Source organism: Cellulomonas sp. JZ18, assembly GCF_009720485.1.
In the GTDB taxonomy this organism is placed as follows: domain Bacteria; phylum Actinomycetota; class Actinomycetes; order Actinomycetales; family Cellulomonadaceae; genus Cellulomonas.
The window spans coordinates 579,864-606,460 of record NZ_CP045245.1 but is presented as its reverse complement, the minus strand read 5'-3'; the positions used below and the strand labels follow the sequence as shown (position 1 = coordinate 606,460).

The following is a 26,597-nucleotide window of genomic DNA, read 5'->3' as shown; positions in this document are numbered from 1 at the left end:
CCGGCGACCGGGCGGTCGCGGTGGTGCGGGTGCGTCAGCGGTGGTGGTGGGCCCCGGGCTCGGCGACGTGCGCCGACTCGGTGGCGTCGCCGGCCTTGCCGCGCGTCGCGTACAGGCTCGTCGCGGTGACCACGCCGAGGATGACGACGATGACCACGAGCGACCAGACGGTCGGGACCGTCGGCACGCCCGGCCAGATGCCGTGCGCCCAGTGCAGGACGAGCTTGACGCCGATGAAGCCGAGGATCGCCGCCAGGCCGTAGCCGAGGTGCACGAGCTTCGACAGGGCGCCCTGCAGGACGAAGTACAGGGCGCGCAGGCCCAGCAGCGCGAACGCGTTCGTCGCGAACACGAGGTACGGGTCGCCGGTGATGCCGTACACGGCGGGCACGGAGTCGACGGCGAAGACGATGTCGGTGGCGAACACGGCGACGACGACGACCGCGAACGGCGTGAGCATCCGCCGGCCGTTCTCCACGACCGACATCCGCGGGCCCCGGTAGTCCTCGGTGACCGGCATGAAGCGGCGGATCAGCCTGACCGACCGCATGTTCGCGACGTCCACGTCGTGGCCGGTGCCCTTGACCTGGTCGCGCAGGATCTTCACGCCCGTCGCCAGCAGGATGGCGCCGAACACGAGGAACGCGAACGCGAAGTTCGCGAGGAACGCCGCACCGAGCGCGATGAAGATGCCGCGCAGCACGAGCGCGCCGATGATGCCCCACAGCAGGACGCGCTGCTGGAGCGCCGCGGGCACCGCGAAGGCGCTGAGCAGCAGCATGAAGACGAACAGGTTGTCGACCGACAGGGACTTCTCGACGAGGTACCCGGTGAGGTACTCGACGCCGGTCTGCTGGCCGAACTGCGACCAGATCCACCCGCCGAACGCGAGCGGCAGCGCGATGTAGAACGCCGACCAGCCGGCCGCCTCCTTCATCGACACCTCGTGCGGCTTGCGGGTGAGGACGAAGTCGAGCGCGAGCAGCGCGATGACGGCGGCGATGGTCAGGCCCCACATGAGGGGCGTGGCGATGGTGCTGATGGCCGAGCCGGCTTCGGGCCCGGCGGCAGCGAGGAACGGGGTCAACGGAGTCTCCTACACGTGTGGTGTGGCTCCGAGGTCTCCTTCACCCGCCGCGACGGCGGGCCACCGCCCGAGGTCGCATGGTGCGCCGTACTGACCGGGTCGGTGCGGGGAAGTACTCCCCTCGACCGGCTCAGGGTACGGGACGGACGTCCTGGCCACACGCGCACGTCCGGCCGTACGCCGTCCGGCCCGGTGGGCGTGGCCGCGTGCCGCCGCGCCCGCGGCGGTCACCCCCGACGCGCGACGGTCTCGCGCTGCGCGTAGGCCTGGGCCAGCGTCAGCTTCTGCACCGTGGACGTCCCCTCCATCAGCTCCAGGCCGCGCAGGTCGCGGATCCACTTGTCCAGGAAGGGGTGCTCCCAGCGCGAGCCGGGGCCGAGGAAGCGCGGCGCGGCGTTGACGAGCTCGTCGGCGAGCGCGACGGCCAGCGCCTTCGACGCCGAGCCCGGTCCGCCCAGCAGCCGTCCCGCGTCGATCTCGCGCGCGGCCGTGCGGATGACGGCCCGCACGGCGGCGATGCGCGCACCGAAGCGTGCCATCGCCGCCCGCTCCGCCGCGTCGAGGTCCCGGCGGTGCGCGGCGACGTAGTCGTGCGCCGCGCACGCGATCCCCAGCGCGGACGCCGCCAGCTGCGGACGCAGCGTGTAGAAGACGTTCGTCGCGGCGCCCATGCCCCGCCGGGACGGGGGCAGGTGCGAGCCCAGGAGGTCCGCCCGGGTGACCTCCACGTCGTCGAGGACCACCTCGCTGAGCTGGAGCGCACGGAAGCCCAGGGTCGCGAGGGGCCGGGCCCCGAACCCTGCGCGGGAGGTCTCCACGAGGTACGCGCCGACCCGAGCGGACCGGCGCTGTGCCGGGCGAAGACCACCCCCAGGTCCGCTCGTGCCGCGTTCCCGATGTACTTCTTGGTGCCACGGACCCGCCCCTCGCCCCGCGAGCCTCCGACGACCTGCGTCGTCATCGCCGCCGGGTCCGAGCCCCGCTCGGGCTCCGTCAGCGCGAAGTAGGTCCACGCCTCGCGTCCCGCGAGGTGGCCGAAGAACCGCTCCTTCTGCTCCTCGCTCCCGATCGCGCCCACGACGTAGCCGGCCATCGCCGGACCCTTGCGGCCGATGGACATCGGGGCGTCGCCCCACGCGAGCTCCTCGGCGATCACGACGTTGGCGAGGCAGGAGTCCAGCGGGACCACGTCGCCGTCGACGGCGAGCCGGCGGGCCTCGGGACCATCCCCGGTCGCTCTGCGGCCGCGCAGCCGGACCTCCTCCTGCTCCAGGAAGGCCGGGTACCGGTCCGGGTCGCGGTCCACGTCCAGGGCGTGCTCGCGGAGGGTGAGCGCGAGGTCGTGCAGCTCGCCCTGGCTGATCACGGTCGTCATACGGGCTCTCCGATGCTCACGTCGCCGACGTTCCCGAGGATGTCCGCCGCGTAGGCGCTGCGCGCGAGCGGGGTGTCGGCGAAGCCCGCCGCACCCAGCAGGCGGATGCAGTCGCGCACCGCGTCGTCGAGCAGCAGGCCCGCCTCCCGCACCGAGGCACGTGCGGGCGCGTCGGCCGCGGTCAGCAGGGCCTCGGCCTCGAGCTGGCGCAGCACGACGTCGGCGACCTGCACCTTCACGGGCCCCAGCGACGCGGTGACCACGCCCCCCACTCGGCGGCCCTGCAGGTGGGCGACGACGGCGGCGAGCAGCCGCTCGGTCAGGCCCAGGCGGATCCACGTCACGGCGAGGTCCCAGTCCGACGGCGGTGCCGCGTCCCCCTGCTCCGTGGTCGAGCGCCACACCGTCAGGTCGGCACCGTCGGTGGGAAGCGTCGCCAGCCGGCGGTAGCCGGCCCCCGCCTCGTGGTCCGCGGGCAGGACGACGACCGGCCCGGCCGGCACGAGGTCCCGAGCGGCGCGCGCGAGGGCGTCGGCCGCGCCGTGCGCGGCGGCCACGCGCCGGTAGCCGTCGACGTCCGGCACGCGGTGGGCGGGTCCGAGCAGCAGCTCGCAGCGGTAGCCGAGCAGGTGGTCCTCCTCGACGACGGCGATCGGCGCCCGTGCGTGGTCCTCGTCCGCGAGCAGGCGGGCGAGGACCTCCCACACGCCGGTGGTGAACGCGCCGTCCCGGGGGACGAGGACGGCGTCGTCCGGACGCTCGACGTGGTGCCCCACGACGGTGACGGTGCCGTCCCCGGCGCGGGTGGACGGGTGGCTGCCCGGGAGGGGGTCCGGGGTGCGTCGCACCTCCAGCCCCCGCACCACGCGCCCCGCGCCCCCGCGGCGCAGGACGAGCACGACCATCCGGTCCTCCGTCAGCTGCCGGCCCGGCGTCGGCACCACGGGACGGAGGTCGGGGACGAGGACGACGGCCCGTCCGTCGGTGGTGGCGAGCTCCAGCGCGGCGAGCCGCAGGGCGGTGAACGGCCCTGCGAGCCCCTGCTCCGTCACCCCCACGACGCTCGGCTCGGCCGCGGTGCCGGCCGAGAACAACGCGGCGAGCGACTTCTCGTACTGCACGTCCGGCGTGGACAGCGCCATCACGCACACGGAGACGTCGGCGTAGCCGCGGTCGGCGAGCGCGCGCAGCGCGGCGGTGAGGAGCTCGGGGTGGTCACGCCCGGGCGGCTCGACGTCCGCGACGTCCACCCCGTAGAGCCACGCCGCGGAGCGGCGGATCTTCTCGACGTCCTCGAGGGACCGCTCGGCGACCGGGGGGAGGTCGACGTCGAGCACCGCCTCGAGGACGACGTCCGTCTCCTTCATCAGCATGCCGTTCTCCTTCCTCTCTCGTGGTCGGCAGCGGGGGCGGCGGCCCGGGCGGTCACCGTCGCAGCACCATGGCCGCGAACTCGCCGCCGAGACCGGTGGCCACCATCAGGTAGAGGTCGCCCTGCTCCAGGCGTGCCTTGCGCGCCGCGTCCACGTGCGCGATGAGCTGGTCGGCCCCGAAGCAGTGCCCGGTGACCGGCAGCAGGTCGAGGTGGACGCGGTCCCGCGCGAGCCCGAGCTCCTTGCACACGCCCCGCCAGGAGAAGACGTTCACGTGGTGCGGGAGCACCAGGGCGACGTCCGCCAGCGCGACGCCCGCCCGGTCGAGCGCGTCGTGGACCACCGCGGAGATCGTCGGCGCGTAGAGCCGGGAGTACTCCTTGTACTCCTCCGGCGCCATCGTCAGCGTGCCGAACCGGGCGAGCCGCCGCGTGGCCACGGACAGCACCACGTCGCGGTCCCCCGCGGGCGCGACCAGGCACGCCGCCGTCGAGTCGCCCATCACCGCGACGCCGTCGACGAGCTGGGAGAACGTGTGCGGGATGCACTTCTCGCCGGCGAGCACGACCGCCAGCCCGTCGGCGTCGCCGTCCGCGTCCAGCAGCCTGCCGGCCAGGTCGATGGCGGTGAGCGTGCCCGAGCAGAACCGCTGGGTCAGCGTCAGGGTGACGGCGTGCGGGACGCCGAGCCGGGCGGCCGCCTCGTGCAGGGGGTTGCGCCGCCCCATCCCGGTGATCTGCATGCTGCGCGCCGCGATGACGTAGCGGACGCGGTGCTCCTGCCCCCGCAGCGCCGTGAGGGTGCGGCCCGCGGCGACGAGGAGGTCGCCGTAGTCCGCGTCACCGGCCACCCGCACCTCGGACATGCCGAGGAACTTCGTGTACACCTGCACGTCCTGCTCCGACATGCCGAGCGGGGCCGCGAGCTCGGCCAGCGTGGCCGACTGCGGCGGCAGGTGGGCGCCCAGCTCGACGAGACTCGTCACGTGTGCCTCCGTGGGCGTGCGGCAGGGGCCCGTCGGGCAGGGTCCTCCGGGGTGGGCGCGCCCACTGTGCCGCAGCGGCCCGGACGAGCCAATACCGCTCGCGTCCCACGACAGCACGGTGTCAGCGACGTGTCAGCAGCCGCTCCTATCGTCACGGGCGCCCGGGTTCGGGACGACGACGCACGACGCGGGAGGGGTGCCGGATGACGGCGATGCGCGAGGTCGCGGTCTTCCTGCCGCCACGGGTGCCGGTCGCGGAGCTCCAGGAGGACCTCGGGCTCACGGACGACGAGCTGCGGACGTTCGTCCGCAGCCACGGCTACGGCACGGTCTGCCACGACCCGGCGACCAGCGACGCCGAGCTGCTCCTGGGCGCGGCGAGGAACCTCGGGTCCCTCGCGTCCCTCGCACCGGCCGTCCGGTACGTCGTCCGGTCGCGCTCGATGCGCTGGTCCGCGCCGTACCCGGAGGTGCCGGCGGCGACGGTGGCCCGTGCGATGGGGCTCGAGCACGCGGAGTCCTTCACCCTCCAGGACCGCGCGTGCGCCGGCGCCCTGCACGCCCTCGACCTGGCGGGCACCCTGCTGGCCGCGGACCCCGACCCGGACGCGCTCGCTCTCCTCCTCGTCGGCGAGAAGACCTACGGGCGCGTCAACCGCGTCATCCCCGGCATGTCCTTGCAGGGCGAGGCGACCGCGGCGGTCCTGGTGTCGGCGCAGGGGCCGTCGGACGTCCTGCTGTCCTACCGCAGCGAACCGGTGCCCGTCGGCGGGTCCAGCATGGCGATGGACGACGCCGCTCGCGCCCACTTCTCCGCGGTGCACTGGGAGACGTTCGACTCGGTCGTCGCGCAGGCGCTCGACGGCGCGGAGCTCACGGGGCAGGACATCGCGCTGTACCTGCCCATGAACACGAGCCGGTTGATCTCCGCGATGGGGGCCTCGCGCACCGGGATCCCGAGGAGCCGGATCGTCTCCGAGCTCGCCCGGACGGGGCACTGCTGGGGCGCGGACACCTTCCTCAACCTCCGGGCGGCGCTCGACGACGACCGCCTCGCCCCCGGTGACCACTACCTGGTGACCGCCGTCGGGATCGGGGCCGTGTTCGCCGCAGCGGTCTTCCGGCACTGAGCGCGGCGACGAGCGGAGGACCGATGCGGATGCCGATCCGGCACCAGGCCGACACCGAGACGGGTCCCGCCGGGCCCGGGAGATCCGCGGTCGGCGGGTACGCCGCGACCGCCGTCGTGGCGGTCCGGTCCGGCGCACCGACGCAGCCCGTGACGCCGCACGACGCCGCCGAGGTCATGCGCCGCCACTTCCCGCTCGAGGAGCCGAGCCGGGGCGACGGCAGAACGGGCCACGCGTACGGCCCGATGGTGGTCCGTGCGGTCGGGGCGCTCGACCTCGGGGCACCGCCAGACCTGCTGGTCGTGGCCCACGCCCTGCACGACGTCACGTTCGACACGCTGGCCGCCCTGCAGGCGGCGCATGAGATCGGGGTCCGGCACGGCGACTCCTTCGCGGTCACGGACCGCGGTGCGCTCTCGGGGTTCACCGCGATCCGCCTCGCGACCGCGCTCGCGGCCCGCGAGCGGTACGAGCGGGTGGTCGTCGCCGTGGTGGAGCAGGACCGCCTCCCGTACGGCGACCGGCTCCGGCGCCCCGCTGACGCGCCGAGCGGGGTCGCGGTCGCGCTGCTCCTCGAGGCCACCCCCGGCCCCGGGCTGCGGGTGCACGGCCGCCAGGGGCTGCGCGTGGCATCACCGCAGGAGGTGGCGGCCGCGACCGCGCGGGAGGCGGCCGCGGCCGTCGACGGCACGTCGGGCGTGGCGCGGGTCGTGCTCGGCTCGACCGTGCCCTCCGCCTGGGCCCACGCCCTCGTGCCGGGTGCGGCGGTGACACGGGCCGCCGCCGGCGCGCTCCCCGCCACCGCGGTGTGGGAGACGCTCGCCGAGGACGGCGCGCGGCCGGGCGACGGGGGCGTGCTGGTCGTCGAGCACGACGCCCAGGTGGGCGGCGTCGCCGTCGCGCTCCTGCCGTAGCGGCGTCACCGAGATGGGTCATTCATGCCGGTTCGTGACCTCTGTTAGGCTCCCGCGTCATAAGGAAATAGATGGCAATCGATTGCCAGCGGCGGAGACGACGAGGTACCGCCACCGCTCGCGACGACGGCCACACCAGGACTCATCACAGCTGTGTCGCCCGGGGGCGCGGTGCTGGGCCCACGACGCGTACGGATCCGGCCCGCCTCCCAGAGAGGTAGGAGTTGTGCGTCTGCGGTTCCTCGGCCCCCTCGAGGCCTCCACCGACGACCAGGTGACCGCGATCTCGTCCGTGCAGCTGGGCACGCTGCTCTCGGTCCTCGCCGTGCACGGACGTCAGGTCGTCACGCGGGAGACCCTGCTCAGCGTGATGTGGGAAGGCCGGCCCACGCCGTCGAAGAACGCGCTCGAGGCGGTCGTCATGCGTCTGCGCCGCGCGCTGGACATCCTCGACGGGCCGGACGGGTCCGCCGTCAGGACCATGTGCGGCGGGTACGTGCTCGACGTCGACGCGACCGACGTCGACTTCCACGGGTTTCGCGCCACCCTCGACGCCGCCCGCAACGTCCGGTACACCGACCAGCGACGGGCGCTGGAGCTCCTCGAGACCGCCCTGTCCGTGTGGCGCGGCACGCCCTTCGTCGGCACGCGGGACACCACGCTCCTGCGGCTGGAGCGCGTGCGTCTGGAGCGGCTGAAGGCGCAGGCGGAGGAGCAGCTGTCCGAGATCCGCCTCGAGCTGGGCGACGACGTCGCCGCGCTGGAGGACCTGTGGCGGCTGACGGAGGCGGCACCGACGCGTGAGCGCGGGGTCGAGCTGCTCATGGTGGCGCTGTTCCGCACCGGTCAGCAGGGCAGCGCGCACCACGTGTTCCACGGCACCCGCAAGCGGCTGCGCGACGAGCTGGGCATCGACGTCAGCCCCGGCCTGCAGGCCGTGTACCAGGCGGTGCTGCGGCACGACAAGGTGCTCGAGACGGCCGACGCGCTCACGCTGGGGCCCGCGCAGCGCCAGCTACGGCCCGACCCCTGACGCGGCGTGCCCCGGGGCCCCCGTCGGCGCCCGCCAGCACCACCGGTGCTGCCGCGCGGTGACCGGCCCCGCAGCGGCGGCGGCCACGGCGGCCGCCCAGCCGGGCGCCACGGGCACGTCGGCCGTCGTGAGCACGCGCCCGGCCGAGCACGGCTCACCCGGACCCGGCACGTCGAGGTCGAGCAGGTCCAGCAGCCGCCCGCCGAGCGCCTTGACGCACGCCTCGCGCCGGGCCAGCAGCTGCGCGGCGACAGCCTGCCGGTCGCCCTCCGGCGCCGCCTGCAGGGCGCTGCGCTCGGCCGCGGTGCCGAACCGGCGCACGACGCCCGCCGTCCCGCCCGCCGCGTCGGCGCGGAGGAGGTCGACACCGACGGGTGCGGACGCGCACGTGGCGACGAGCGCACGTCCCCCCGCGTGCGTGAGGTTCCAGTGCACGCCCCCGGCGGGTCCGGGTTTGCCGTCCCTGCCCGTCCCCCACCGGACCGCCGACGTCGGGACGCCCGCCCGACCGGCGAGGAGACGGCGCACGACCGCGCGGCACAGCACGAACTCACGGCGTCGGCCCGCCGCCATGCCGGCGGCCCGCGTGCGCTCCTCGGCGGTGAGGAGGTGGAGCACGGCGGACGTGGGGGGTGCGTCCTCGTCGAGGTCGACGGACCAGACGTCTACCTCGACAGCCACGGGCGCATGTCGGCCAGGTAGCCGGCGAACGCGTCCTCGACCTCGTGCGCCGTCAGCCCGTAGCGGTCCAGCGAGTACCGGTGCGTCCCGGCGCCGGCCCGGCCGCCGAAGACCCTCCGCACGGCCTCGTCGTCCGCGGGCGTCCACCGGCCGCCGACGTGCTCCGTCACCCGCTCCATCTCGCCACGGGGGTCCGCGACGAGCGAGCGGTAGGCGACGTCGACGACGGCGCCCGGCAGCGCCGCCCGCTGGGCGCTGCCCGCGTGCGCGGACGCCGCCAGCCGCGCGCACCAGAACCGGCCGACCTCCTGCGGCGACAGCGCACCGCGGTGCGCCCGGGAGAGCGACTCGACGAGGCTGCAGTAGGAAGCCACGACCTCGACCGGGTCCCGGTGCGTCCACACGAAGCGCGCCCCGGGGAACACCTCGGCGATCGCGGCGAGGTGCGACACGTGCCCGGGCGACTTCAGGATCCACCGTCGCGGCGCACGACCGTGCTGCAGCACCTGCAGGGCCTGCCTCAGGTACCGGTAGTCCGGGCGCACGTCCCGCGCCTCGAGCCAGCCGCGGTAGTCGTCGGTGGCCGCGAGGGTCAGGGAGAGGTTCGAGTGGGGCAGCAGCCAGTCGCACTCCTCCGGCTCCTCGCCGCCGACGTGGTGGATGTCGGAGAACCCCGGCGCCGCGCGCAGCAGCGCGTCCAGGTACTCGTCGACGGCCCCCACAGCGGCGGCGCGCTCGGGTTCCGGCAGCTCCAGGGCCGTGTGCGAGTACTCCCACAGCAGCGGGCCGCGATGGCCCGGCCGGCCGGCGAGGAACCGGTGTACCACGGTCGTCGCGCTGCGCGGGAGGCCGACGACGAACACCGGGTCCCGGATCTCCTCGAGCAGGACCTCGGGGCGCTCCTCGAGGACGGCCCGCACGCGCAACCGGTTCTGGAAGCGTGCGACGGCACCGCCGAAGAGCTGCAGCCAGCCGGACGCGGTCAGGTCCGGCATGCCTGCGAGGCAGGACACGTAGCGCCCGAGGCCCGCCGCGAGCCCCTCGTCCTCGCCGAGGTCGAGGCCCGCCTGCTCGAGGGCCGCGCCCACGGCGCCGTCCCAGGCGTCCGCCGCCCTCTGCACGCGGCGGCGGGGATCCAGGAACGCCCGCATGGCGGCCTTGCTCGTGGCGTTGGGTGCGGCCGGGGGCCGCGTGGGCGTGCGCATGGGTGCCCTCTCGTCTCACGGGGTCAGCGGTAGGCGGCGGACTGGAGCCCGGCCAGCTCGGCGTAGATCCCGCCGAGCTGCACGAGGTCCGCGTGGGAACCGACCTCCGCGACCCGTCCCCGGTCGAGGACGACGATCAGGTCGGCCATCGAGACGGTGGAGAACCGGTGCGAGATCAGGACGGTCACCGCGCCCCTGTCCCGCCCCGCCCGCGCCGTCGCCGACAGGCGCTCGAACATGTCGTGCTCCGTCTGCGGGTCGAGCGCCGCCGTCGGCTCGTCGAAGACGACGAGCAGCGGGTGCTCGCGCATCCGCCCCCGCCCGGCGGCGAGCTTCTGCCACTGGCCCGTGGACAGGTCGGTGCCCTCGTCCCAGCGGTTGCCCAGGCGCGTGGCGAGCCCGGCCGGGAGCGCCCCGACGACGTCGCCGGTGCCCGCCCTGTCGAGGGCGGCACGCACGGCGGCCTCGTCGAGGTCGCGACCGAGGTCGCCGACCCCCACCGTCTCCAGGCCCGTGAGCTCGAACCGGGCGAAGTCCTGGAACGTCGCACCGATGCTGCTCTGCCAGGCACCCCGGTCGATCGCCTCGAGCGGACGCCCGTCGACGAGCACCCGGCCGGCCGTCGGCCGGTAGAAGCCCGCGAGGAGCTTGACCAGCGTCGTCTTGCCCGCCCCGTTCTCGCCGACGAGCGCCACCACCGAGCCCGCCGGCAGCTCCAGCGTGACGCCGTCGAGCGACGGCCGCTCGGCCCCCGGGTAGGAGAAGCTCACGTCCTCGAGGACGATCCCCGTCTCGAGACGTCCCGGCGCGGGCTCGTGGCCGCGACCGTCGTCCGTGGAGCCCTCCTGCCGGCGCAGCCATGCGATCCGCTGCCCGAGGCGGCCGATCCGCAGCAGCCGGACCGTGTGCTGGGCCAGCCCACCCGCGGCGGTCGCGACCATGCCGATGAGGCCGATCAGCAGCACGAGGTCACCGGCGGTGGCGTCCCCGCGCAGCGCCAGGTGCAGCACCACGCCGATGCCGCCGGCCATCGCCGCCGCGGTCAACACGCCCTCCACGGCACCCGGCACCACCGCCCGCCACTGCGCGCGGTTGCGCACCGCGACGACCGCACGCCCGGCGTCGTGGTGCCGGCGGGCGACGGCGTCCGCGGAGCCGAAGATGCGCAGCTCCTTGCCGGACTCGGCGGCGGTCGCGACCTCGAACAGGTGGCGGCGCTGCCGCTCCTGCCCGCTGCTGGTCTCCTGCGCCCGGATCTCGATCGCCGCCGCCCGTGCGGCGGCGCCCATGGCGACCAGCGTGACCAGCGGGAAGAGCAGCAGGACCGGGTGCACCTGGCCGAGCAGCACGGCGCCGCCGACGACCGTCGTGAGCGACCGGAGCCACTGCGCCGTCCAGTTCACGGTGCTCCCCAGCAGCCACCGCTCCTCCCGGATCCGCTGCACCTCGTCGAGGTAGTCGGGCCGCTCGTGGTGGTCCAGGCCCGGGCGCTCGCCCATCAGCGACATGAGCTCGCGGTCCGCGGCGCGGTTGGTGTGGAACAGGACGAGGAAGATCAGCCGCACGAACCCGAAGAGAGTGCCCCAGATGAGCGCCGCGGTGAGGGCCAGCGCGGTGCCGGCGGTGACCGCCCGGGTCGCGTCCCCGTCCGCGAGCGCGTCGACCAGCCGGGCCATCGCGTACACGGCAGCGGGCATGAGGAGCGCCTGCAGCACGGCCAGCGCGATCTGCCCCACCACCGCCCGGGGGTGGGCCCGGTAGCCGAGCGCCACCGCGTCGCGGTAGCTCGCCCACCAGCCCGGCAGCCCTGCCGGCGCGGGCCCGCGCCGGGCCCGCCCGCCGCGTCCCGGGGTGCCGCTCGCGGCTCGCGGCGTCATCGCCGACCCGCCCCGGTCATGCGGGCGGCCTGCAGGGCGAACGCCGTCGCGTACGTCCCGCCGAGCGCCATGAGGCTCTCGTGCGACCCGTCCTCCACGACCCGGCCGCCGTCGAGCACCACGATCCTGTCGGCGCGCCGGACCGTGGAGAAGCGGTGGGAGATCACGATCGTCGTGAGCCCGGCGGTGATGTCCAGGAACTGGCGGTAGAACTCGGCCTCGGTCCGCGCGTCGAGCGCGGCGGCGGGCTCGTCGAGCACCAGGACCCGCGCACCGGCGTGGACGGCGAACAGGGCACGGGCGAGGGCGATGCGCTGCCACTGCCCGTCGGAGAGGTCCGTGCCGCCCTCGTACTCGCCGGACAGGACGGTGTCGAGGCCGCGCGGCAGGGACTCCACGAGCTCGCGGATGCCGATCGGCTCGCACGCGGCCCACACCGCGTCGGTGTCGTCGGCCGCCCAGGGAGCGCCGAGCGTGATGTTCTCGCGCACCGTCAGGCGGTACCGGGTGAAGTCCTGGAACAGCGCGGAGAGCCGGCGGCGCCACTGCTCGGGCGCGACCTGCGCGAGGTCGACCCCGTCCACCGTGATCGTCCCCCGGTCCGGCGCGTACAGGCCGGCGAGGAGCTTCACGAGCGTCGTCTTCCCGGCCCCGTTGTGCCCGACGACGGCCAGGGAGGTACCGGCCTCGACGGTGAGGTCGAGCCCGTCGAACACGGGCACGGTACGCCCGGGGTACGTGAAGGCGACAGACCGGAGCTGCAGGTCCCGCTCCGGCGCACCCTCCGGGAGCCGGGCACGCACCTCGCGCCGGGTGCTCGTGAGGCGGGCGTCCAGCTCGTCGATGGTGGTGACGAGGGTCGCACCGAAGGAGATGTGCGCGGCCTCGTCGTCGAACGCCGCCGAGTCGAACATGATCCGCAGGGCGAAGAGGTACACGCCGAGCGCCCCGAGCCCGACCGCGCCGGACAGCCCGGCGTCGACGAGGCGGAGCACCGTGGCCACGGACAGCGTCAGCAGCGTCCCGACCACCGCGACGGCCGTGCGCACCCGCACCTGCTCGGCTCCGCGCACGCGCAGCAGCAGGTCGTTCCACAGCGCGTCGTACCGGGCGAGCAGCCACGGCATCATCCGCCAGACGCGGATCTCCTTGGCCGGTCCCGGGCTGATCGCGAGGTCGCGCAGGTACTCCGGCTCCCGCATCGCAGCGGACCGCTCGTACGTGGTGCGTCCCATCCGGGCGTACTCCCGCTGCATCACCAGGAACAGGACGGGCCACGCCACGAACCACGCGAGCCCGATCCACGGCTCGAAGAACGCCAGGACGACGGCCGCGAGCGACGCGGACAGGAGCTGCGGCACCACGGCCGCGAGACCGTCGACCGCGCGCTCCGGCCGGATGACGTCGGCACCCAGCTGACGGACCACGCGCAGGATGCGCAGGGTCTCGTCGTCCTCGAGGTGCACGATGCCCTCGGGGCGGGCCACCGCGGCCACGACGCGCTCCTGCAGCACCAGCTCCACCTCCCGCCCGAGGTTGCGCGCGTTGGCGCGGTGCACGTGCCCGACGACGCGGGCGAGCAGCAGGGCCACGGCACCCACGGCCAGCAGGCGGTAGGCGTCCGCCGCCTGCGGCGAGCCGGGGCCGGCCTCCACCGCCCGCGGGACCGCCCCGACGAGCAGGCCGATCGCGGCGGTCATCACCACGGGCAGCGCCGCGACCGCCACCGTCGTGGCGACGAGCAGGGCCGTGCGCGGCCGGCTGACGCGGGGCAGCATCCGCAGCAGGCGCACGATGCTGCCCGGCGACCCGCCCGTGCGGTGGAGCACGCCCCGGCCCCCGCTCACGCCGCCCCCTGCGGCACCGGTCCGCGCCGTGGAGCCGTGGGGGTGCCCCCGGCGCGCACCAGCGCCATCGCGTCGCGGACGAGGCGGACGGCCTCGTCCGCGGTCAGCAGGTGCGTGCCGGCGCGCAGCTCGATCGCGACCGAGGCGGGTGTGAGGTGGACGTGGAAGTTGAAGCCGCGGCAGGGCCTGTCCACCACCCACGACTGCAGCACCACCGGCTGGACCCGCAGCCGGGCCCGCGGCACCGTGTACCCCGTCGCGGGGGCGCGCTGGGCGACGTCGACGCTCGGGAGCGAGACGGGCGAGCCGGTGGCGAAGCCCACGAAGTCCTGCGTGAGCTCGGCGAGCCGCTCGCCGTCGTAGTGCGCCCGCTTGAGAGCCGTCAGGATGCTCGCCGCCGCGGACCCCACCAGCGCGCGGTGGTCCTGCTCGTCCAGACGGTCCATGACCACGAGCCCCGCCTGGGCGGCACTCGACATGCTCGTCGACATGCCCCGCTGGTGACGGTTGCTGACGAGCATGTACATCGGCAGGGTCGGGCACCCGAGGAAGTCCCGAGCACGCGCGCGACGGCGGCGGTCACGACGGCGGCCGGGCTGACCCGCTGCTCCTTGGCCTGCCGGGCCAGGACCGGCGTCGCACGGCTCGACGTCGCGCGGGCGACGTGCATGCTCCCGGCGGGCTCGTCGAACCTCGCCCGCACCCGGCCCAGCACCGACTCGAGGTCCGCCCGCCGGCCGAGCCAGTGGTGCAGCGCCCGGTCGTTGCGTGCGGCACCGGCGGGCGACTGCTCGAAGGCGGCGATCTCGCGCGGCTGCAGCCCGGGCGGCGGCAGGTCCGGCGGCACGCCCCGCACGGCGGCGTCGATGACGGTCCGCAGCTCGGCGAGCGCCTGCTCGAACGCGTGCAGGTCCGCCGCGACGTGGTGGACGACCAGACCGACCCGGGTCCGCCGCGGGCTGCGCGCGTGGACGACCAGACGGATCGGCCACCGGTGCGCCAGGTCCATACCGGCCTGCACCGCCCGACGGAACTGCGCGTCCGTCGCGCCACGGCCGAGCAGCACGAGGTCGAACATCTCCGCGTCGACCGGCCACACGAGCTGGCGCGGCGCACCGCCGTCGTCCGCGCGGAAGGTGCTGCGCAGCACCTCGTGCCGCTCGACCAGGGTGCGCAGCACCTGCCGCGCGAGCTCGGGCGTCAGCCGCCGGCCGCGCAGGTCCCGCCCCCACAGGAGGTCGACCGTCCCGTCGGCGAGGAGGGACGGCGACCGCTGCTCGACGGGCCGCTGCTGCTCGTTCCACGGCCACTGCTGACCCCAGCACAGGGGCGCCTCGGCGACGGCGCCCTCGACGTGCGCCGCGGTCGCCGCCGCGGTCACGCCGGCTCCCCCGTCCGGACGGGGACGGACGCGTACCCGTTGAGGAACGGGTGCCGGGCCCGGACCGGAGGTGCCGCGAGCTCCGCGTGCGGGAGGCGCCGCAGGAGCATCGGCAGCACGGCCGACGCCTCCGCCCGCCCCAGCGCCCAGCCCACGCAGTAGTGCGCCCCGTGGCTGAAGCTGAGCGCACGCGCGTTCCTGCGGCCCGGACGGAACGCGTCGGGGTCCTCGAAGCGGGACGGGTCGCGGTTGGCACGGCGGAGGTCGAGCTCCAGGAGCGAGCCCTCCGGCACGAGCGTGCCCGCAATCTCCATGTCCTCTGAGGTGTTGCGCAGGACCCTGGCCACGGGCGGGTCCAGGCGGAGCACCTCGTCGACCGTCTCGCCGGCGTCCCCGGTCCGGAACGCCTCGGCGACCGCGGGGTCGGTCAGGGCACGCACCACGGCCGAGCCCAGGAAGTCCCCGGTCGTGAACGTCGCCGCGATGACGAGGAAGACGAGGTTGGCGACGACCTCGTCGTCCTCCAGCCCGGCGCAGACCGCGAGCGCCGTGGTCAGGTCGTCGCCGCCGTCCCGCCGCCGCGCCGCGGCCACGAGGTCGTGGAAGTAGCCGCTCAGCTCCTCGGCCGCCCGGTCGGCGACGTCGACGTCGACGTGCGTCGGGGTGTGCCACATGATGTCCATGACGGACCTGCTGTGCACCGCGACGAGCTCGCGGTCCGCGGTCGGCAGGCCCAGGACCTCGCCGATCACGGTGAGCGGGAGGGTGCGAGCGATCGCGGGCACGACGTCGACGACCCCGCCACGGCGGGCGACCTCGTCGACGAGCTCGTGCGAGATCTGCTCCGCGCGCACGACGAGCGCGCCGATCGCCGCGGGTGCGAACCGCTCGTGCAGCACGGCGCGCACCGCCCGGTGACGGGGCGGCACGTCGAGCAGCACCATGTCCAGCAGCATCCGGATCGCCGGGTGCTCCTGCCAGAGCGCGTCCAGCACGTGCACCACCCCGGTCGTCCCCGGCCGCAGCCGAGGGTCCCGGAGGAGGCTCGCCGCGAGCGCGTAGTCGGACACCGTGTACGCACCCGTGGCCCGACGCCCCAGCCGGGGGCCGACGTCGACGGTCACAGTCCCGCCCTCCCGCACCGCCCGGTCACGGCTTCCCGTTGTGCCGCACGCAGTCGACCAGCCCGCCGAAGGTCGCGAGGTGGTCCTCGTCGACCGACTCCGGGTCGATCTCGATGCCGAGCTGGTCCTCCAGCGAGATCAGCACCGCCAGCACGCCGGTGGAGTCGAGCCCGAGCTCGTCGAAGAGGCTGGTGGCGTCCTCGACGTCCGTCAGGGGCCGTCCGAGGGTCTCCTCGAGCGCACGCGTCACCGCCTGGGCGACGACGTCACGGTCGAGGGCGCCGGCCGGGGTGCCGGTCGGGGTGTGGGTCTGGGTGTCGGTCACAGCAGTGCTCCCTCGTCGGTCGTCACAGGGTCGAGAATCGTGGGCAGGACCTGCTGGCGGAGCATGTCCTCGGGGGTGTCGCGGTGGCGGACCAGGTGGACCTCGCCGTCGTGGACGAGGACCTCCGCGGGGTACCCGTGGCTGAGGAAGTGCACGGGTGAGGCGGTCGGCCCGTAGGCCCCCGAGCGGAAGACCCCGACCAGGTCACCGGGCCGCAGGTCGGACGGCAGGTCGACGTTCTTGCCCAGCTCGTCCGCCGGCGTGCACAGCGGGCCGGTGAGGTGCCAGGGCGCGGTCGGCGCCGTGGACGCCCTGCCCACGAGGCCCATCGGGAAGTTCCGCTTCAGCACCGACCCGATCCCGACCGCCGCCATGTGGTGGTTCGTGCCGCCGTCCGCCACGGCGAAGCGCTCCCCGAACGACTCCTTCACGTACCGGACGCCCAGCACGTACGTGCCGCACTCGGCGACCAGGTAGCGACCGGACTCGAGGATCATCCGGACCCGGGGGTGCCGGGCACGGAAGCGCTCGACCGCGTCCCGCACGCCTCGTCCGACGACGTCGAGGTCCAGGGGGTCCTCCTTGGGGAAGTACGGCACCCCCAGCCCTCCGCCGACGTCGACGACCTCGAGGTCGATGCCGCACGCCTCGGCGACCCTCTCCGCCAGCGCGAGGATCCGCTCGGTGTTCTCGACGACGGCCTCGGCGGCGAGGATGCGCGTGCCCATGTACACGTGGACACCGACGACGCGCGCCCACTCGTGCGCCCCGACGGCGCGTCCCGCGGCGACCGCCTGGTCCACGTCGACGCCGAACTGGCGGGCCTTGCCCCCCATCGTCAGGCCGCTGCCCTTGACCTGGAAGTCCGGGTTGACGCGGAGCAGGACCGGCTGCCGTCGTCCCGCCGCACCCGCCACCGCGTCGAGCCGCGCGAGCTCGGGCAGGGACTCGACGACGACGGCCCGCACCCCGAGCTCGCAGCACTCGCGCAGCTCGTCGTCGCTCTTGCCAGGCCCCAGGAAGATGACGTCCGCGGGGTCCACGCCGGCCCGCAGCGCCGTCCGCAGCTCCGTGAGCGACGACACCTCGGCCCCCGCACCCGCACGGACCAGGAGGGCCGTGAGCGCGACGTTCGGGTTCGCCTTCAGCGAGTAGAAGACGTCGACCGCCGCCGGGAGGGCATCGCGCAGCCGCTGGTACTGCTGCGTCAGCGCCTCGCCGTCGTACACGTAGGTCGGTGACCCGTGGACGGCGACGATGTCGGCGACGGGGACACCCTGGATGGTCAGCTGCTCATGCACGATCGGCCACCGCCTTCTCGAGTCGCTCCTGGACTGTCCGTGCCAGGTCGGCCACGGCGGGGTCGTCGGGACCGACGGCGACGCCGTGCAGCCGGCCGCGGAACGGGACCTTGCCCCACGCGGCCGACGCGTTGAGCGACGCGCTGCACGTGACGAGGAACCCGTCGCGCCAGTCCGGCCGCAGGAGCAGGCCCTGCAGCGCCCGCTCGACCTCCTCGTGGCGCAGGGGCGCGGCGAGCGAGAGGTCGATCTGGACGGCGGCGCCGACGGAGCCCGCGTCGCGCAGCCGCGTCTGCACCCCGGTGAGGTACGTCGACATGTTGTTGCGCGCGTTGATCTCCAGGACCGGGAAGAGGGTGCCGTCCTGGCAGACGATCGCGTCGACCCCGACGGGGCCGCGGTAGCCCTCGTCGGCCAGCCGCGCGCCGATCCGCTCGGCGCAGTCGACGAGCTGCTCGCGCAGCCGGGGGTCGCCGCGGTCGGGCAGCCGGTGCCCCCGGTGCGTGCTGTCCTCGGTGATCGCCTCGAGGACGAAGTCGAACCGCACCCGGCCGTCGTCCTCGATCGTGAAGTGGTAGTTGAGGTCGGTCCGCTTGTCCTGCCACACCTCGAGGACCGCCTCGAACCGGTGGTCGCCGCTGCGCTCCGCACGGCGGGTGAGGAGCCGGACGAGCTGGTCGAACCGCGCCACGTCCTCGCAGACCATGATCCCCTTGCCGGACACGCCCCAGGACGACTTGAGACCGACGGCGCGCCCCGCCTCGAGGACCGCGCGGACCCGGGCCGCGAGCCCCTGGAGCTCGTCGACCGTCTCGCACTCCCAGCCCTGCGGCCGGGGCAGGCCGAGCTCGGCGGTGAGCCGCCGGCTGAAGACCTTGCCGTTGATGCGCTTGACGGCCGCCACGTCGGCGGCCACCGGTCGACGCAGGCCGGTCACCGCGCAGAGCTCGTCCTCCGCGGCGGAGAAGCCGTGCGGAGCGAGCCGGGCGCCCTCGGCCGCACGCTCGCGGAGGCGGTCGAGCGTCGCGGGCGACCCCAGGACGTCGAGCGTGACGGGGCGGTCCGGCTGCGTCGTGCCGGCGACGAGCACCTCGGGCGCACCGAACCCGAGACGCTCGTGCTGGGCGAGCAGCCCCTCCTCCGGGCGGTGCTTGACGACGACGGTGTGCCCGTCCGCGGCGACCAGCAGCGCGAGCTCACCGGCCGCGGCGGTCACGGCCGACGCCGACCGCACCGTCGGCGCCGGCAGGCCGGGGTCGCCCGCGGCCCACTGCTCCTCGACGTCGAAGTTGCCCAGGTGCACCACGCGTTCTGCCGTCATCACGTCCCTCACCCTTCGTCCGGCCAGACGCTAGAGGGCCGTGCTGACAGCCCGCTGACGAGGTGCTGATGCCGCCGACGACGCGTCTTGGCTGGTCGCAGGGGGTGCGGCACAGTTCGGGTCGCCGCACAGGCACGGCGTCCGTCGACCGGTCGCCGAGCGCGTCCCGATCCGAGGTGAGCGATGACCGGTCTCGTCGAAGTGAGCGGCTACCTGCCGGCGACGTCCGTCGGGCTCGACGAGCTCGCGGGCCCCCTGGGCATGTCGCCCGTCGACGTGGGCATCTACACGAAGTTCGTCGGCATGGGTGCCGTCCGCGAGGCGCCCGACCTGGACTACGTGGACCTCCTCACGGCCGCGGGCTCGTCCCTCGCCGGCCTGCCCGGCGCCGAGCGCCGCGTCCGGTACGTCGTGGTGTCCCGCACCTCGCAGCACACCGACGTCGGGCGGCGGAACCCCGCTCACGAGGCCGCGGCCCGGCTCGGCCTGCACGACGCCCTCGTCCTCACGCTGACCCAGCGGTTCTGCGCGGGGACGCTCGTCGCGCTCGACCTCGTGGGCCGCCTGCTCGCGGCGGACGGCGAGCCGGACGCGCTGGGACTCGTCCTGGCCGGCGAGAAGTGCACGGCCTTCGTGCCGAGGCTCCTGCGGGGGACGGCGGTGATGGGCGAGTCCGCCGCCGCGTGCCTCGTCAGCGCGTCGGCGGAGTGCGACGTGGTGCTCTCCCTGGCCACCCGGCGACTGGGCCGCTTCAGCACGCTGCACCTGACGGGCGACGAGCCGAAGGCCTACTCCGACGCCTACGTCCCGACCCTCACCGAGGTGATGCGGGACGCGCTGGCCGGTGCGGGGGTGGAGCCCGCGGACGTCCGGATGATCCTCCCCCACAACGTGAACCGGATCTGGTGGCGCGCCGCGTGCAAGGAGCTCGGCGTCCCGCGGGACCGGGTGCACCTGGACCTCCTGCCGGTCGTGGGCCACTGCTTCGGCGCCGACCAGCTCGTCAACCGCACCGACGCCGGCCACAAGGACCTGCTGGCCCCCGGGGACCACTACCTCATGGTGGCCGCCGGGCTCGGTGGGGAGTTCGCGGCCATGGTGCTCCGCTCGTGACGCGCCCGGGCGAGCCGGCCGGGACCCCGGCCGACGCGGGGCTGTACGGGCACTTCCTCGCGGGCGCGGAGCTGCACCGGGACGGGGTCGCGCTGACGTCGCGGGACGCCGAGGTCACGTACCGGGAGCTGTCGGGGCGGCCGACGCGTACGCCCGGGCGCTCCTCGCGGCCGCGGGAGGCCGACCGCGGCGCGTCGGCGTCCTCATGGATCGCGACGTCGCCGCCTACTCCGCCGTCCTCGGGACGCTGCGCGCGGGTGCGGCCGTCGTCCCCATGAACACGAGCTTCCCCGTGGAGCGGACCCGTCACCAGGTCCGGACCGCCGGGCTCGAGGCCGTGGTCGTGGACCGCAGGGGTGCGGGCCTGCTGCCCGCGCTGGCCGACGTCCTGACCGGCGTGGCGGTCGTCGAGGCGCCCCTCGGGGCGGGTCCGTCCCTGCCACCGGTGCGCGTGCGCCCCGACGACGTCGCGTACGTGATGTTCACGTCAGGGTCGACGGGACGGCCGAAGGGCGTCCCGATCAGCCACCGCAGCGCGAGCCACTACCTCGGGGTCGTCCGTGCGCGCTACGGGTTCCTCGGCCCCCACGACGTCTTCTCCCAGTTCCACGACCTGACGTTCGACAGCGCGGTCCTGGACCTGTTCGGTGCGTGGCAGACGGGTGGCCGCCTGGTCCGCGTGGACACACCAGCGCTGATGAACCTGCCGGCGTTCGTGGCGCGGCACGGCATCACCGTGTGGTACTCGCCGCCGAGCACGATCGCCAGGGCACGTCGGCTCGGCGGTCTGCCGGAGGGCTCGCTGCCCTCGCTGCGCCTGAGCCTGTTCTGCGGGGAGCCGTTGCTGCACTCCGCCGCGCAGGAGTGGCAGGCCGCGGCCCCGCACTCGCGCGTCGACAACCTCTACGGACCGACCGAGGCGACGGTCAACTGCTCCGCGCAGACCTGGCGACCCGGCCTGCTCGACCGGTGCGTCCACGGCGTCGTGCCCATCGGGACGATGCACGAGGGCCACACGACGACGCTGCTCGTGCAGGGCCGGCCGGACCCGCGCGCACGCGAGGGCGAGCTGTGCCTCGCCGGCGTGCAGGTGTTCCCGGGGTACCTCGACCCGCGGGACGACGCCGACCGGTTCGTCGTGCACGAGGGCGAGCGGTACTACCGGACGGGTGACGTGGTGCGCCGGCTCGACGACGGCTCCTTCGCCTACGTCGGGCGCGTCGACAACCAGGTCAACGTCGGCGGCGCCCGCATCGAGCTGGCCGAGGTCGAGGAGGCGGTCCGCACGTGCCCGGGCGTCGCCGACGCGGCGGCCGTCGCCGTCGACGACCACCTCGTCGCGTTCTACAGCGGCGCGGAGCAGCCGCCGGCGGTGCTGCGCGCGGAGGTCGGCGCGCGCCTGCCCCAGTTCATGGTGCCCCGGGACTTCGTGTTCCTCGAGTCCCTCCCGCTGAACGCCAACGGCAAGGTCGACCGACGCGCCCTCGGCGCCGCCGCCGCAGGCCGGCCGGGCAGCCGCCTCCCCCACCGCCCCGACGCGCGGCGCCGCGTCGCTGCACCGCGACCCGACGAGGCGGGGGCGTGGACCACGACGTGAGAGGAGACGAGCCGATGGGTCCGACGGTCGGCATGACGATCTGGTTGACCGGGGTCTCGGCGGCCGGCAAGACGACGCTCGGACGGGCGCTGCGCGACACGCTGGTCCGCTCGGGCGTGCCGCGCGTCGAGCTCCTCGACGGCGACGACGTGAGACCGGTGCTCTCCGCCGAGCTCGGGTTCGGTGACGGCGACCGGGACACCCACGTCCGGCGGGTCGGCTGGCTCGCCTGCCTCCTGGCCCGTCACGGCGTGGTCACCGTCGTCGCGGTGATCGCACCGGGCGAGGCGTCGCGGCAGGCGGTCGTCGACATGCACCGGGCGGACGGCACCCCGTGCTACCTCGTGCACGTCGACGCCCCCCAGGAGGTCCGGGTGCAGCGCGACCCCAAGGGCCTGTACGCGCGGGCCCGGGAGGGCAGCCTGACGAACCTGACCGGCCTGGACGGCCGCTACGAGGTGCCCCGGGACCCCCACCTGAGGGTGCGCACCGACCGGATGACGCCGTCCGCGGCCGTCGCCGCCGTCCTGGGGAGCATCCCGGAGCTGGCGCGGCTCAGCAGGCCTCACCCTGCCGCAGCACCATGACCTGCGCTGGGGCGAGCGTGAGCTCCTCCCCCACGGCCACCTCCCGGCCCGTCAGCAGGTCGGTGCCGCCCACCTCGAGCGTCACGGTGCGCAGGGCGTCGCCGTGGTGCAGGAGGAAGCGGTAGCACGTGCCGTCGGGCGCCACGCGGTCCGCGACCTCCACGCCGTCGTCGCCCGCGTGCGGGCCGACGAGCCCGTGCCGGTCGAGCACCGCGCGCAGCACGGCCGCCACGCCGTCGTCCTCCAGGCCGGTGCCCACGTGCCACGCCTCGCCCCGGCCGCGCCCGGCCCGCGTGACCGCCGGCGTGCCGGCGTAGAAGTCCGCGCCGTACGTGCCGACGACCTCGGTGCCCGCGTGCGGCACGAGCAGCTCGAACACGAGACCCGCGTCGTGCACCACCTCGGACCGGCCCAGGCGCAGCGCGACGGGGTTCGTCGCACCCGGGGCCGCCGAGTCCGTCTCCTCGACCCGCACGCCCAGCAGGGCGTCGAGCGGCGGCGCGCCCAGGAACGCGTTGGTGTCCTCGTCGACGCGGCCTCCGTAGAACGTCGTCACGAGCGACCCGCCGCCCTCGACGAACGCCGTCAGGCGCTCGGTCACGTCGCCCTTGAGCATGTGCAGCAGCGGTGCGACGACGACGTCGTACCCCGACAGGTCCGCGGTGACGGGCACGACGTCGACCGGGGTGTTCGCGTGCCACAGCGCCCGGTGGTACTGCAGGAACGTCGGCAGGTAGCCGACGTGCCGGTTGTAGCCGTCGGTCATCTCGACGGTCCACCAGGAGTCCCAGTCGAGCAGCAGCGCGACGCGCGCGGGCGTCCGGGCGCCGAGCAGCGCGTCGCCCGTCACGGCGAGCGCCCCGCCCAGCTCCGCGACCTCGCGGAACACGCGCGTGTCCGTACGGCCCGAGTGGTCGATCACCGCGCCGTGGTACTTCTCGCACGCGCCCCGGGACTGCCGCATCTGGAAGTACAGGGCCGCGTCGGCGCCGTGCGCGACCGACTGCCACGTCCACAGCGCGAGCACCCCCGGCCGCTTCACCGGGTTCACGTCGCGCGAGGCCGTGATCGACGGCGTCTGCTCCATGACCCAGAACGGCTGCCCGCCCTTGAGGCCCCGCATCGCGGCGTGCGTCGCCGCCATGCGCGCGGCCGTGCGCAGCGGGTCGTCCACCGGCGGGTAGTTGTCCCACGACGCGAAGTCGAGGTGCTCGGCCCACCGGTGGTAGTCGACCGGCTGGTAGAAGCCCATGAGGTTCGTCGTGACCGGGGTCGTCGCGTCGTGCGCGCGGATCGCGGCCTTCTCCGCGACGAACCCGCCGAGCAGCGCGTCGGACATGAACCGGCGGTAGTCGAGGGTGATGCCCTGGAAGGCCGTGTGGTTCGGGCCGCGCCAGTGCTCCGAGAGCATCGACGGCGCCGGGACCTCGTCCCAGTCGGTGAAGACGTGGGACCAGAACAGGGTGTTCCAGGCCTCGTTCAGCCGGTCCAGCGAGCCGTACCGCTCGCGCAGCCACACGCGGAACGCCGCCGTGCAGAGCTCGCACCAGCAGCCCCCGCCGTACTCGTTGCCGACGTGCCACGCGACCACCGCCGGGTGCCCGGCGTACCGCTCGGCGAGCCGGTCGGCCATCGCGACCGACAGCCGCCGGAAGTCCGGCGACGACGGGCAGTGGTTGTGCCGCTGCCCGTACACGTGCCGCCGGCCCTCGAAGTCGACCCGGCACGCGTCCGGGTAGGCCCGGGCGAGCCACGGCGGCATGGCGCCGCTCGGCGTCGCCAGGACGACCTGCCGTCCCTCGGCCGCGACGCGCTCGACGATCGCGTCGAGGCGGGAGAAGTCGTAGCGGTCCTCCGCGGGCTGGGTGTGCGCCCACGCGAACACGCCGACCGTCAGCGTCGTGATGCGTGCCTCGGCGAACGCGGCGTGGTCGGCGTCCCACACGTGCTGCGGCCACTGCTCCGGGTTGTAGTCACCGCCGTAGCGCAGGTGGTCGGACAGCGGGAGACCGGGGACGTGCGACGTCATGCGGAGGGACCTCGTTCAGCTCTCGGGTCGGGTGAAGCGGGCGGTCGCGTCGCGCAGCACCGGGTCGGCGTTGCGGGTGAGCGCGAGGGCGAGCAGGCCGAGCAGGGCGACGAGCACCCAGTCGGACGTGAGCAGGACGACGCCGCCGGCCAGCACGAGCAGCGAGAGCGTGCCGAGCGTGACCAGGGGACGTGCGGCCAGGTAGTAGGCGGCGAGGCGCGCGAGGTCGCGCGTGCGCAGGTTCAGCGTCGCGGACAGCACGAGCGCGTTCGCGGCCCACAGCAGGACGGCGGCCGCCACGACGAGGAGCACGACCCCGTAGGCGCCGGGCACGCCGGCGGCACCGAGGTTGCCGAGCGAGAACCCGATGACGGCGAGCACCAGCAGCGTCGGCACCCACCACCGCAGCACGTCGAGCACGTTCAGCCGGTAGCCGCGCCAGAAGTGCCGCCCGGGCCCCAGGTCGCGGTCGGCGAGGAACCGCCGCCACGCGAACACGGCGGCCGCGAGCGACGGCGCGAGCGGGACGAAGGCCAGGGCGACCAGGGGCGCGTTGCTCGCGTCCCACGCCAGCAGCGCGACGACGGCGAGCGGCAGCCCGCCGGTCAGCACCACGAGCGCGCTCACCACGAGCACCCACCAGACCACCGACGCGGCGCGCGACAGCGGGCCGGCGCCGATCTCGTCGTCCGGCGCCCCGCGCCGTCCGCCCACCCCGGACACGGCCGTCACGCCCCGGCCCGCTCGTGGGCGGCGACGAGCCGGTCGTCGTCCCCGCCGAGCAGGCGGCGGTCGTCGAGGCCCTCGTGGTGCGTCGGCGTCACCGGCAGCACCTCGACGAACGTGACCTCATGCCGCGACAGGACGAGGTCGACGTCGACGCGGCCGTCGTGGACGGGGGCGTGCGCGTGCGACGTTGCGGGCGTCGCGCAGGCGCGCAGCAGGTCGAGCTCGCGCGGCGTCGGGGACTGCGGACGGCCGAGCTCGCGCCACGCGGCGAACGCGTTGCCGTCGTGCTCGTTCACGCGCTCGCGGCGCACGAACGCGGCGGACGCGCCGACGCGCACGGGCAGGGACAGGGAGACGCGGTGCTCCGCCGGCGCCTCCGGGGCGTCCGTGCCGCCGACCGGCTGCCACGCGAGGACCGTCACCCGGCCGTCGGGGTCGGCGCACACGAGGTGGTCCTCGCCGCGGGCGAGCACGTCGCGCCCCATCCGCGCCATGAACGTGTAGAGGTGGTAGGTCGGCTTGGCGACCTGCCGGTGGGTGAGCATGCCGAACCCGCCGTGGAAGAACGACGTCGGCACGTTCGTCTCCTCGAAGACGTCGCAGAACGTCCAGTAGGAGAACGAGTCGACGAGGTCGCCGCCCGCGGCCAGCACCGGCGCCAGGTACGCGGCGTTGTAGGCGGTGTCGTGGATCGGGTTGTCCGGCCGGTACGACGTGTTGAACTCGGTGATGTGCACGGGCAGGCCGGCCAGGCGGGTGCCCTCCAGGTGCCGGCGGGGCGCGTCGAGCTGGTCGAGCAGGCTCTGCGGCGGCATGAGCGTCTGGTAGGTGCCGAAGGGCACGTGCTGCGCGGGGCCGGAGGTGTACGCGTGCCGGCTGACGAAGTCGACCGGCACGTCGCGGCGCGTGACGAAGTCGGCGAAGGGCGCGAACCACTCGTCGGACCCGGGCGACAGGGCGGGCCCGCCGACCTGCAGGTCGGCGTCGACGTCCTTCACCGCGCGGGCCGTCGCCTCGTAGAGGCGGAAGTACGCCTCCTGGTCCGCGTCCTTCCAGAAGACGGTGAGGTTCGGCTCGTTCCAGACCTCGACGGGCCAGCGCCGCACCTCGTCGAGGCCGTACCGGTCGATCTGGTGGCGCAGCAGCGCCTGCACGAGCGCGACCCACTCGCCGTGGTCCCGCGGCGGGGTGATGTTGCCCTTCCACCAGAAGACGGTGTCGTCGCCCGACGCGAGCTGCGACGGCATGAACCCCAGCTCGAGGAACGGGCGGATGCCGACCGAGAGGAAGAAGTCGTGGACCTGGTCCACGTAGGTCCACGTGTACCGGGTGTGCGTGCGCCCGTCGACGTCGTCCGTGCGCAGCGCCGCCATGTCGTCCGAGAGCAGGCCGTGCCCGCGGACGTGCCGGAAGCCGACGTCCCGCTGCACCTGCGCGAGCGAGTCGCGGTAGTCGGACCGCAGCGCCAGGTTCATGCGCCCGGTGCCGACGCAGGCGCGCCACGCGTCGGGCAGCGGTCCGGTGGGCTGGGCGGGGACGGTGATGCGCACGGAGGACTCCCTTGTCGGTGGTGCGGGCCGGCC

At 74.8% G+C, this 26,597-nt stretch carries 23 protein-coding genes and 1 pseudogene; 6 read left to right on the top strand and 18 right to left on the bottom strand.

Going from position 1 to position 26,597, the window contains the following annotated elements; translation table 11 throughout:
- Window positions 1–34 precede the first annotated feature (34 nt).
- The 5 genes and pseudogenes from GC089_RS02710 to GC089_RS02690 all read right to left on the bottom strand — a co-directional run bounded on the left by GC089_RS02710 (window position 35) and on the right by GC089_RS02690 (window position 4,820).
- Entirely contained in the window at window positions 35–1,087 is a 1,053-nt protein-coding gene (locus GC089_RS02710; protein ID WP_370514060.1) for a TerC/Alx family metal homeostasis membrane protein, read from the bottom strand.
- A gap of 227 nt (window positions 1,088–1,314) precedes the next feature.
- The gene (locus tag GC089_RS02705; protein WP_155376376.1) at window positions 1,315–1,905 is read right to left on the bottom strand and encodes an acyl-CoA dehydrogenase family protein; all 591 of its coding nucleotides are present in this window, start codon (window positions 1,903–1,905) and stop codon (window positions 1,315–1,317) included.
- 38 nt (window positions 1,906–1,943) lie between these two features.
- Window positions 1,944–2,180: pseudogene (locus GC089_RS19865) on the bottom strand (acyl-CoA dehydrogenase family protein); the annotation flags it as partial.
- A gap of 278 nt (window positions 2,181–2,458) precedes the next feature.
- A complete protein-coding gene (locus GC089_RS02695) occupies window positions 2,459–3,835 on the bottom strand; it encodes a hypothetical protein (protein WP_155376375.1) in 1,377 nt (458 codons plus the stop codon).
- A gap of 52 nt (window positions 3,836–3,887) precedes the next feature.
- On the bottom strand, window positions 3,888–4,820 hold the full coding sequence (locus GC089_RS02690; protein ID WP_155376374.1) for a 3-oxoacyl-[acyl-carrier-protein] synthase III C-terminal domain-containing protein: 933 nt from the start codon (window positions 4,818–4,820) through the stop codon (window positions 3,888–3,890).
- 203 nt (window positions 4,821–5,023) lie between these two features.
- Between GC089_RS02690 and GC089_RS02685 the strand changes: the two genes are divergently transcribed.
- From GC089_RS02685 to GC089_RS02675, 3 genes are all read left to right on the top strand, one after another.
- Window positions 5,024–5,950: a 3-oxoacyl-[acyl-carrier-protein] synthase III C-terminal domain-containing protein gene (locus tag GC089_RS02685; protein WP_155376373.1), complete on the top strand. Its 927-nt coding sequence runs from the start codon at window positions 5,024–5,026 to the stop codon at window positions 5,948–5,950.
- 23 nt (window positions 5,951–5,973) lie between these two features.
- A complete protein-coding gene (locus GC089_RS02680; protein WP_155376372.1) occupies window positions 5,974–6,864 on the top strand; it encodes a hypothetical protein in 891 nt (296 codons plus the stop codon).
- A gap of 226 nt (window positions 6,865–7,090) precedes the next feature.
- On the top strand, window positions 7,091–7,897 hold the full coding sequence (locus GC089_RS02675) for a BTAD domain-containing putative transcriptional regulator (protein WP_196250796.1): 807 nt from the start codon (window positions 7,091–7,093) through the stop codon (window positions 7,895–7,897).
- Here the strand turns inward: GC089_RS02675 and GC089_RS02670 are convergent.
- From GC089_RS02670 to GC089_RS02630, 10 genes are read right to left on the bottom strand one after another with little or no spacing between them, the layout of a single operon-like run.
- Window positions 7,880–8,578 carry a 4'-phosphopantetheinyl transferase superfamily protein gene (locus GC089_RS02670; protein ID WP_155376370.1) on the bottom strand — a complete coding sequence of 233 codons (699 nt, stop codon included), beginning with the start codon at window positions 8,576–8,578 and terminating at the stop codon, window positions 7,880–7,882. The genes GC089_RS02675 and GC089_RS02670 overlap by 18 nt on opposite strands.
- The gene (locus GC089_RS02665) at window positions 8,563–9,783 is read right to left on the bottom strand and encodes a sulfotransferase (RefSeq protein WP_155376369.1); all 1,221 of its coding nucleotides are present in this window, start codon (window positions 9,781–9,783) and stop codon (window positions 8,563–8,565) included. The genes GC089_RS02670 and GC089_RS02665 overlap by 16 nt, the downstream gene beginning before the upstream one ends.
- A 23-nt stretch (window positions 9,784–9,806) precedes the next feature.
- Complete coding sequence (locus GC089_RS02660) at window positions 9,807–11,660, bottom strand: ABC transporter ATP-binding protein (RefSeq protein ID WP_155376368.1); 1,854 nt, start codon at window positions 11,658–11,660, stop codon at window positions 9,807–9,809.
- Window positions 11,657–13,507, bottom strand: coding sequence for an ABC transporter ATP-binding protein (locus tag GC089_RS02655; RefSeq protein ID WP_155376367.1), 1,851 nt, complete (start codon window positions 13,505–13,507; stop codon window positions 11,657–11,659). The genes GC089_RS02660 and GC089_RS02655 overlap by 4 nt, the downstream gene beginning before the upstream one ends.
- Window positions 13,504–13,953 (bottom strand): hypothetical protein, encoded by a 450-nt coding sequence (locus tag GC089_RS18320; RefSeq protein ID WP_196250795.1) that lies wholly within the window; start codon window positions 13,951–13,953, stop codon window positions 13,504–13,506. Before GC089_RS18320 ends, GC089_RS02655 begins: the two co-directional genes overlap by 4 nt.
- Entirely contained in the window at window positions 13,890–14,888 is a 999-nt protein-coding gene (locus tag GC089_RS02650) for a condensation domain-containing protein (protein ID WP_196250794.1), read from the bottom strand. The genes GC089_RS18320 and GC089_RS02650 overlap by 64 nt, the downstream gene beginning before the upstream one ends.
- Complete coding sequence (locus GC089_RS02645; protein WP_155376366.1) at window positions 14,885–16,012, bottom strand: cytochrome P450; 1,128 nt, start codon at window positions 16,010–16,012, stop codon at window positions 14,885–14,887. Before GC089_RS02645 ends, GC089_RS02650 begins: the two co-directional genes overlap by 4 nt.
- A 25-nt stretch (window positions 16,013–16,037) precedes the next feature.
- A complete protein-coding gene (locus tag GC089_RS02640; RefSeq protein WP_155376365.1) occupies window positions 16,038–16,337 on the bottom strand; it encodes an acyl carrier protein in 300 nt (99 codons plus the stop codon).
- Complete coding sequence (lysA, locus tag GC089_RS02635) at window positions 16,334–17,638, bottom strand: diaminopimelate decarboxylase (protein WP_155376364.1); 1,305 nt, start codon at window positions 17,636–17,638, stop codon at window positions 16,334–16,336. Before lysA ends, GC089_RS02640 begins: the two co-directional genes overlap by 4 nt.
- On the bottom strand, window positions 17,631–18,959 hold the full coding sequence (locus GC089_RS02630) for a hypothetical protein (RefSeq protein WP_155376363.1): 1,329 nt from the start codon (window positions 18,957–18,959) through the stop codon (window positions 17,631–17,633). Before GC089_RS02630 ends, lysA begins: the two co-directional genes overlap by 8 nt.
- A gap of 183 nt (window positions 18,960–19,142) precedes the next feature.
- On the opposite strand from GC089_RS02630, the gene GC089_RS02625 reads away from it, so the two are divergent.
- From GC089_RS02625 to cysC, 3 genes are read left to right on the top strand one after another with little or no spacing between them, the layout of a single operon-like run.
- Entirely contained in the window at window positions 19,143–20,072 is a 930-nt protein-coding gene (locus tag GC089_RS02625) for a 3-oxoacyl-[acyl-carrier-protein] synthase III C-terminal domain-containing protein (RefSeq protein WP_155376362.1), read from the top strand.
- Window positions 20,038–21,669, top strand: coding sequence for an AMP-binding protein (locus GC089_RS02620; protein ID WP_230685013.1), 1,632 nt, complete (start codon window positions 20,038–20,040; stop codon window positions 21,667–21,669). Before GC089_RS02625 ends, GC089_RS02620 begins: the two co-directional genes overlap by 35 nt.
- A 14-nt stretch (window positions 21,670–21,683) precedes the next feature.
- On the top strand, window positions 21,684–22,256 hold the full coding sequence (gene cysC, locus GC089_RS02615; RefSeq protein ID WP_155376361.1) for an adenylyl-sulfate kinase: 573 nt from the start codon (window positions 21,684–21,686) through the stop codon (window positions 22,254–22,256).
- Here cysC and GC089_RS02610 read toward each other — a convergent pair.
- The 3 genes from GC089_RS02610 to GC089_RS02600 are packed head-to-tail and all read right to left on the bottom strand — an operon-like array spanning window position 22,225 to window position 26,564.
- Window positions 22,225–24,285, bottom strand: a complete 2,061-nt coding sequence (locus tag GC089_RS02610; RefSeq protein ID WP_155376360.1) for a beta-galactosidase — start codon at window positions 24,283–24,285, stop codon at window positions 22,225–22,227. The genes cysC and GC089_RS02610 overlap by 32 nt on opposite strands.
- Window positions 24,286–24,300: 15 nt before the next feature.
- On the bottom strand, window positions 24,301–25,017 hold the full coding sequence (locus GC089_RS02605; RefSeq protein ID WP_230685012.1) for a glycosyl transferase: 717 nt from the start codon (window positions 25,015–25,017) through the stop codon (window positions 24,301–24,303).
- The gene (locus tag GC089_RS02600; RefSeq protein WP_155376359.1) at window positions 25,014–26,564 is read right to left on the bottom strand and encodes a xylan 1,4-beta-xylosidase; all 1,551 of its coding nucleotides are present in this window, start codon (window positions 26,562–26,564) and stop codon (window positions 25,014–25,016) included. Before GC089_RS02600 ends, GC089_RS02605 begins: the two co-directional genes overlap by 4 nt.
- Between the last annotated feature and the right edge of the window lie 33 nt (window positions 26,565–26,597).

What these genes read in the sequence shown, in the direction of transcription:
- GC089_RS02695 (WP_155376375.1), bottom strand. Translation starts at nt 3,835, where the DNA reads ATGCTGATGAAGGAGACGGACGTCGTCCTCGAGGCGGTGCTCGACGTC.
- GC089_RS02685 (WP_155376373.1), top strand. Translation starts at nt 5,024, where the DNA reads ATGACGGCGATGCGCGAGGTCGCGGTCTTCCTGCCGCCACGGGTGCCG.
- GC089_RS02680 (WP_155376372.1), top strand. Translation starts at nt 5,974, where the DNA reads ATGCGGATGCCGATCCGGCACCAGGCCGACACCGAGACGGGTCCCGCC.
- GC089_RS02665 (WP_155376369.1), bottom strand. Translation starts at nt 9,783, where the DNA reads ATGCGCACGCCCACGCGGCCCCCGGCCGCACCCAACGCCACGAGCAAG.
- GC089_RS02660 (WP_155376368.1), bottom strand. Translation starts at nt 11,660, where the DNA reads ATGACGCCGCGAGCCGCGAGCGGCACCCCGGGACGCGGCGGGCGGGCC.
- GC089_RS18320 (WP_196250795.1), bottom strand. Translation starts at nt 13,953, where the DNA reads ATGGACCGTCTGGACGAGCAGGACCACCGCGCGCTGGTGGGGTCCGCG.
- GC089_RS02630 (WP_155376363.1), bottom strand. Translation starts at nt 18,959, where the DNA reads ATGACGGCAGAACGCGTGGTGCACCTGGGCAACTTCGACGTCGAGGAG.
- GC089_RS02625 (WP_155376362.1), top strand. Translation starts at nt 19,143, where the DNA reads ATGACCGGTCTCGTCGAAGTGAGCGGCTACCTGCCGGCGACGTCCGTC.
- cysC (WP_155376361.1), top strand. Translation starts at nt 21,684, where the DNA reads ATGGGTCCGACGGTCGGCATGACGATCTGGTTGACCGGGGTCTCGGCG.
- GC089_RS02610 (WP_155376360.1), bottom strand. Translation starts at nt 24,285, where the DNA reads ATGACGTCGCACGTCCCCGGTCTCCCGCTGTCCGACCACCTGCGCTAC.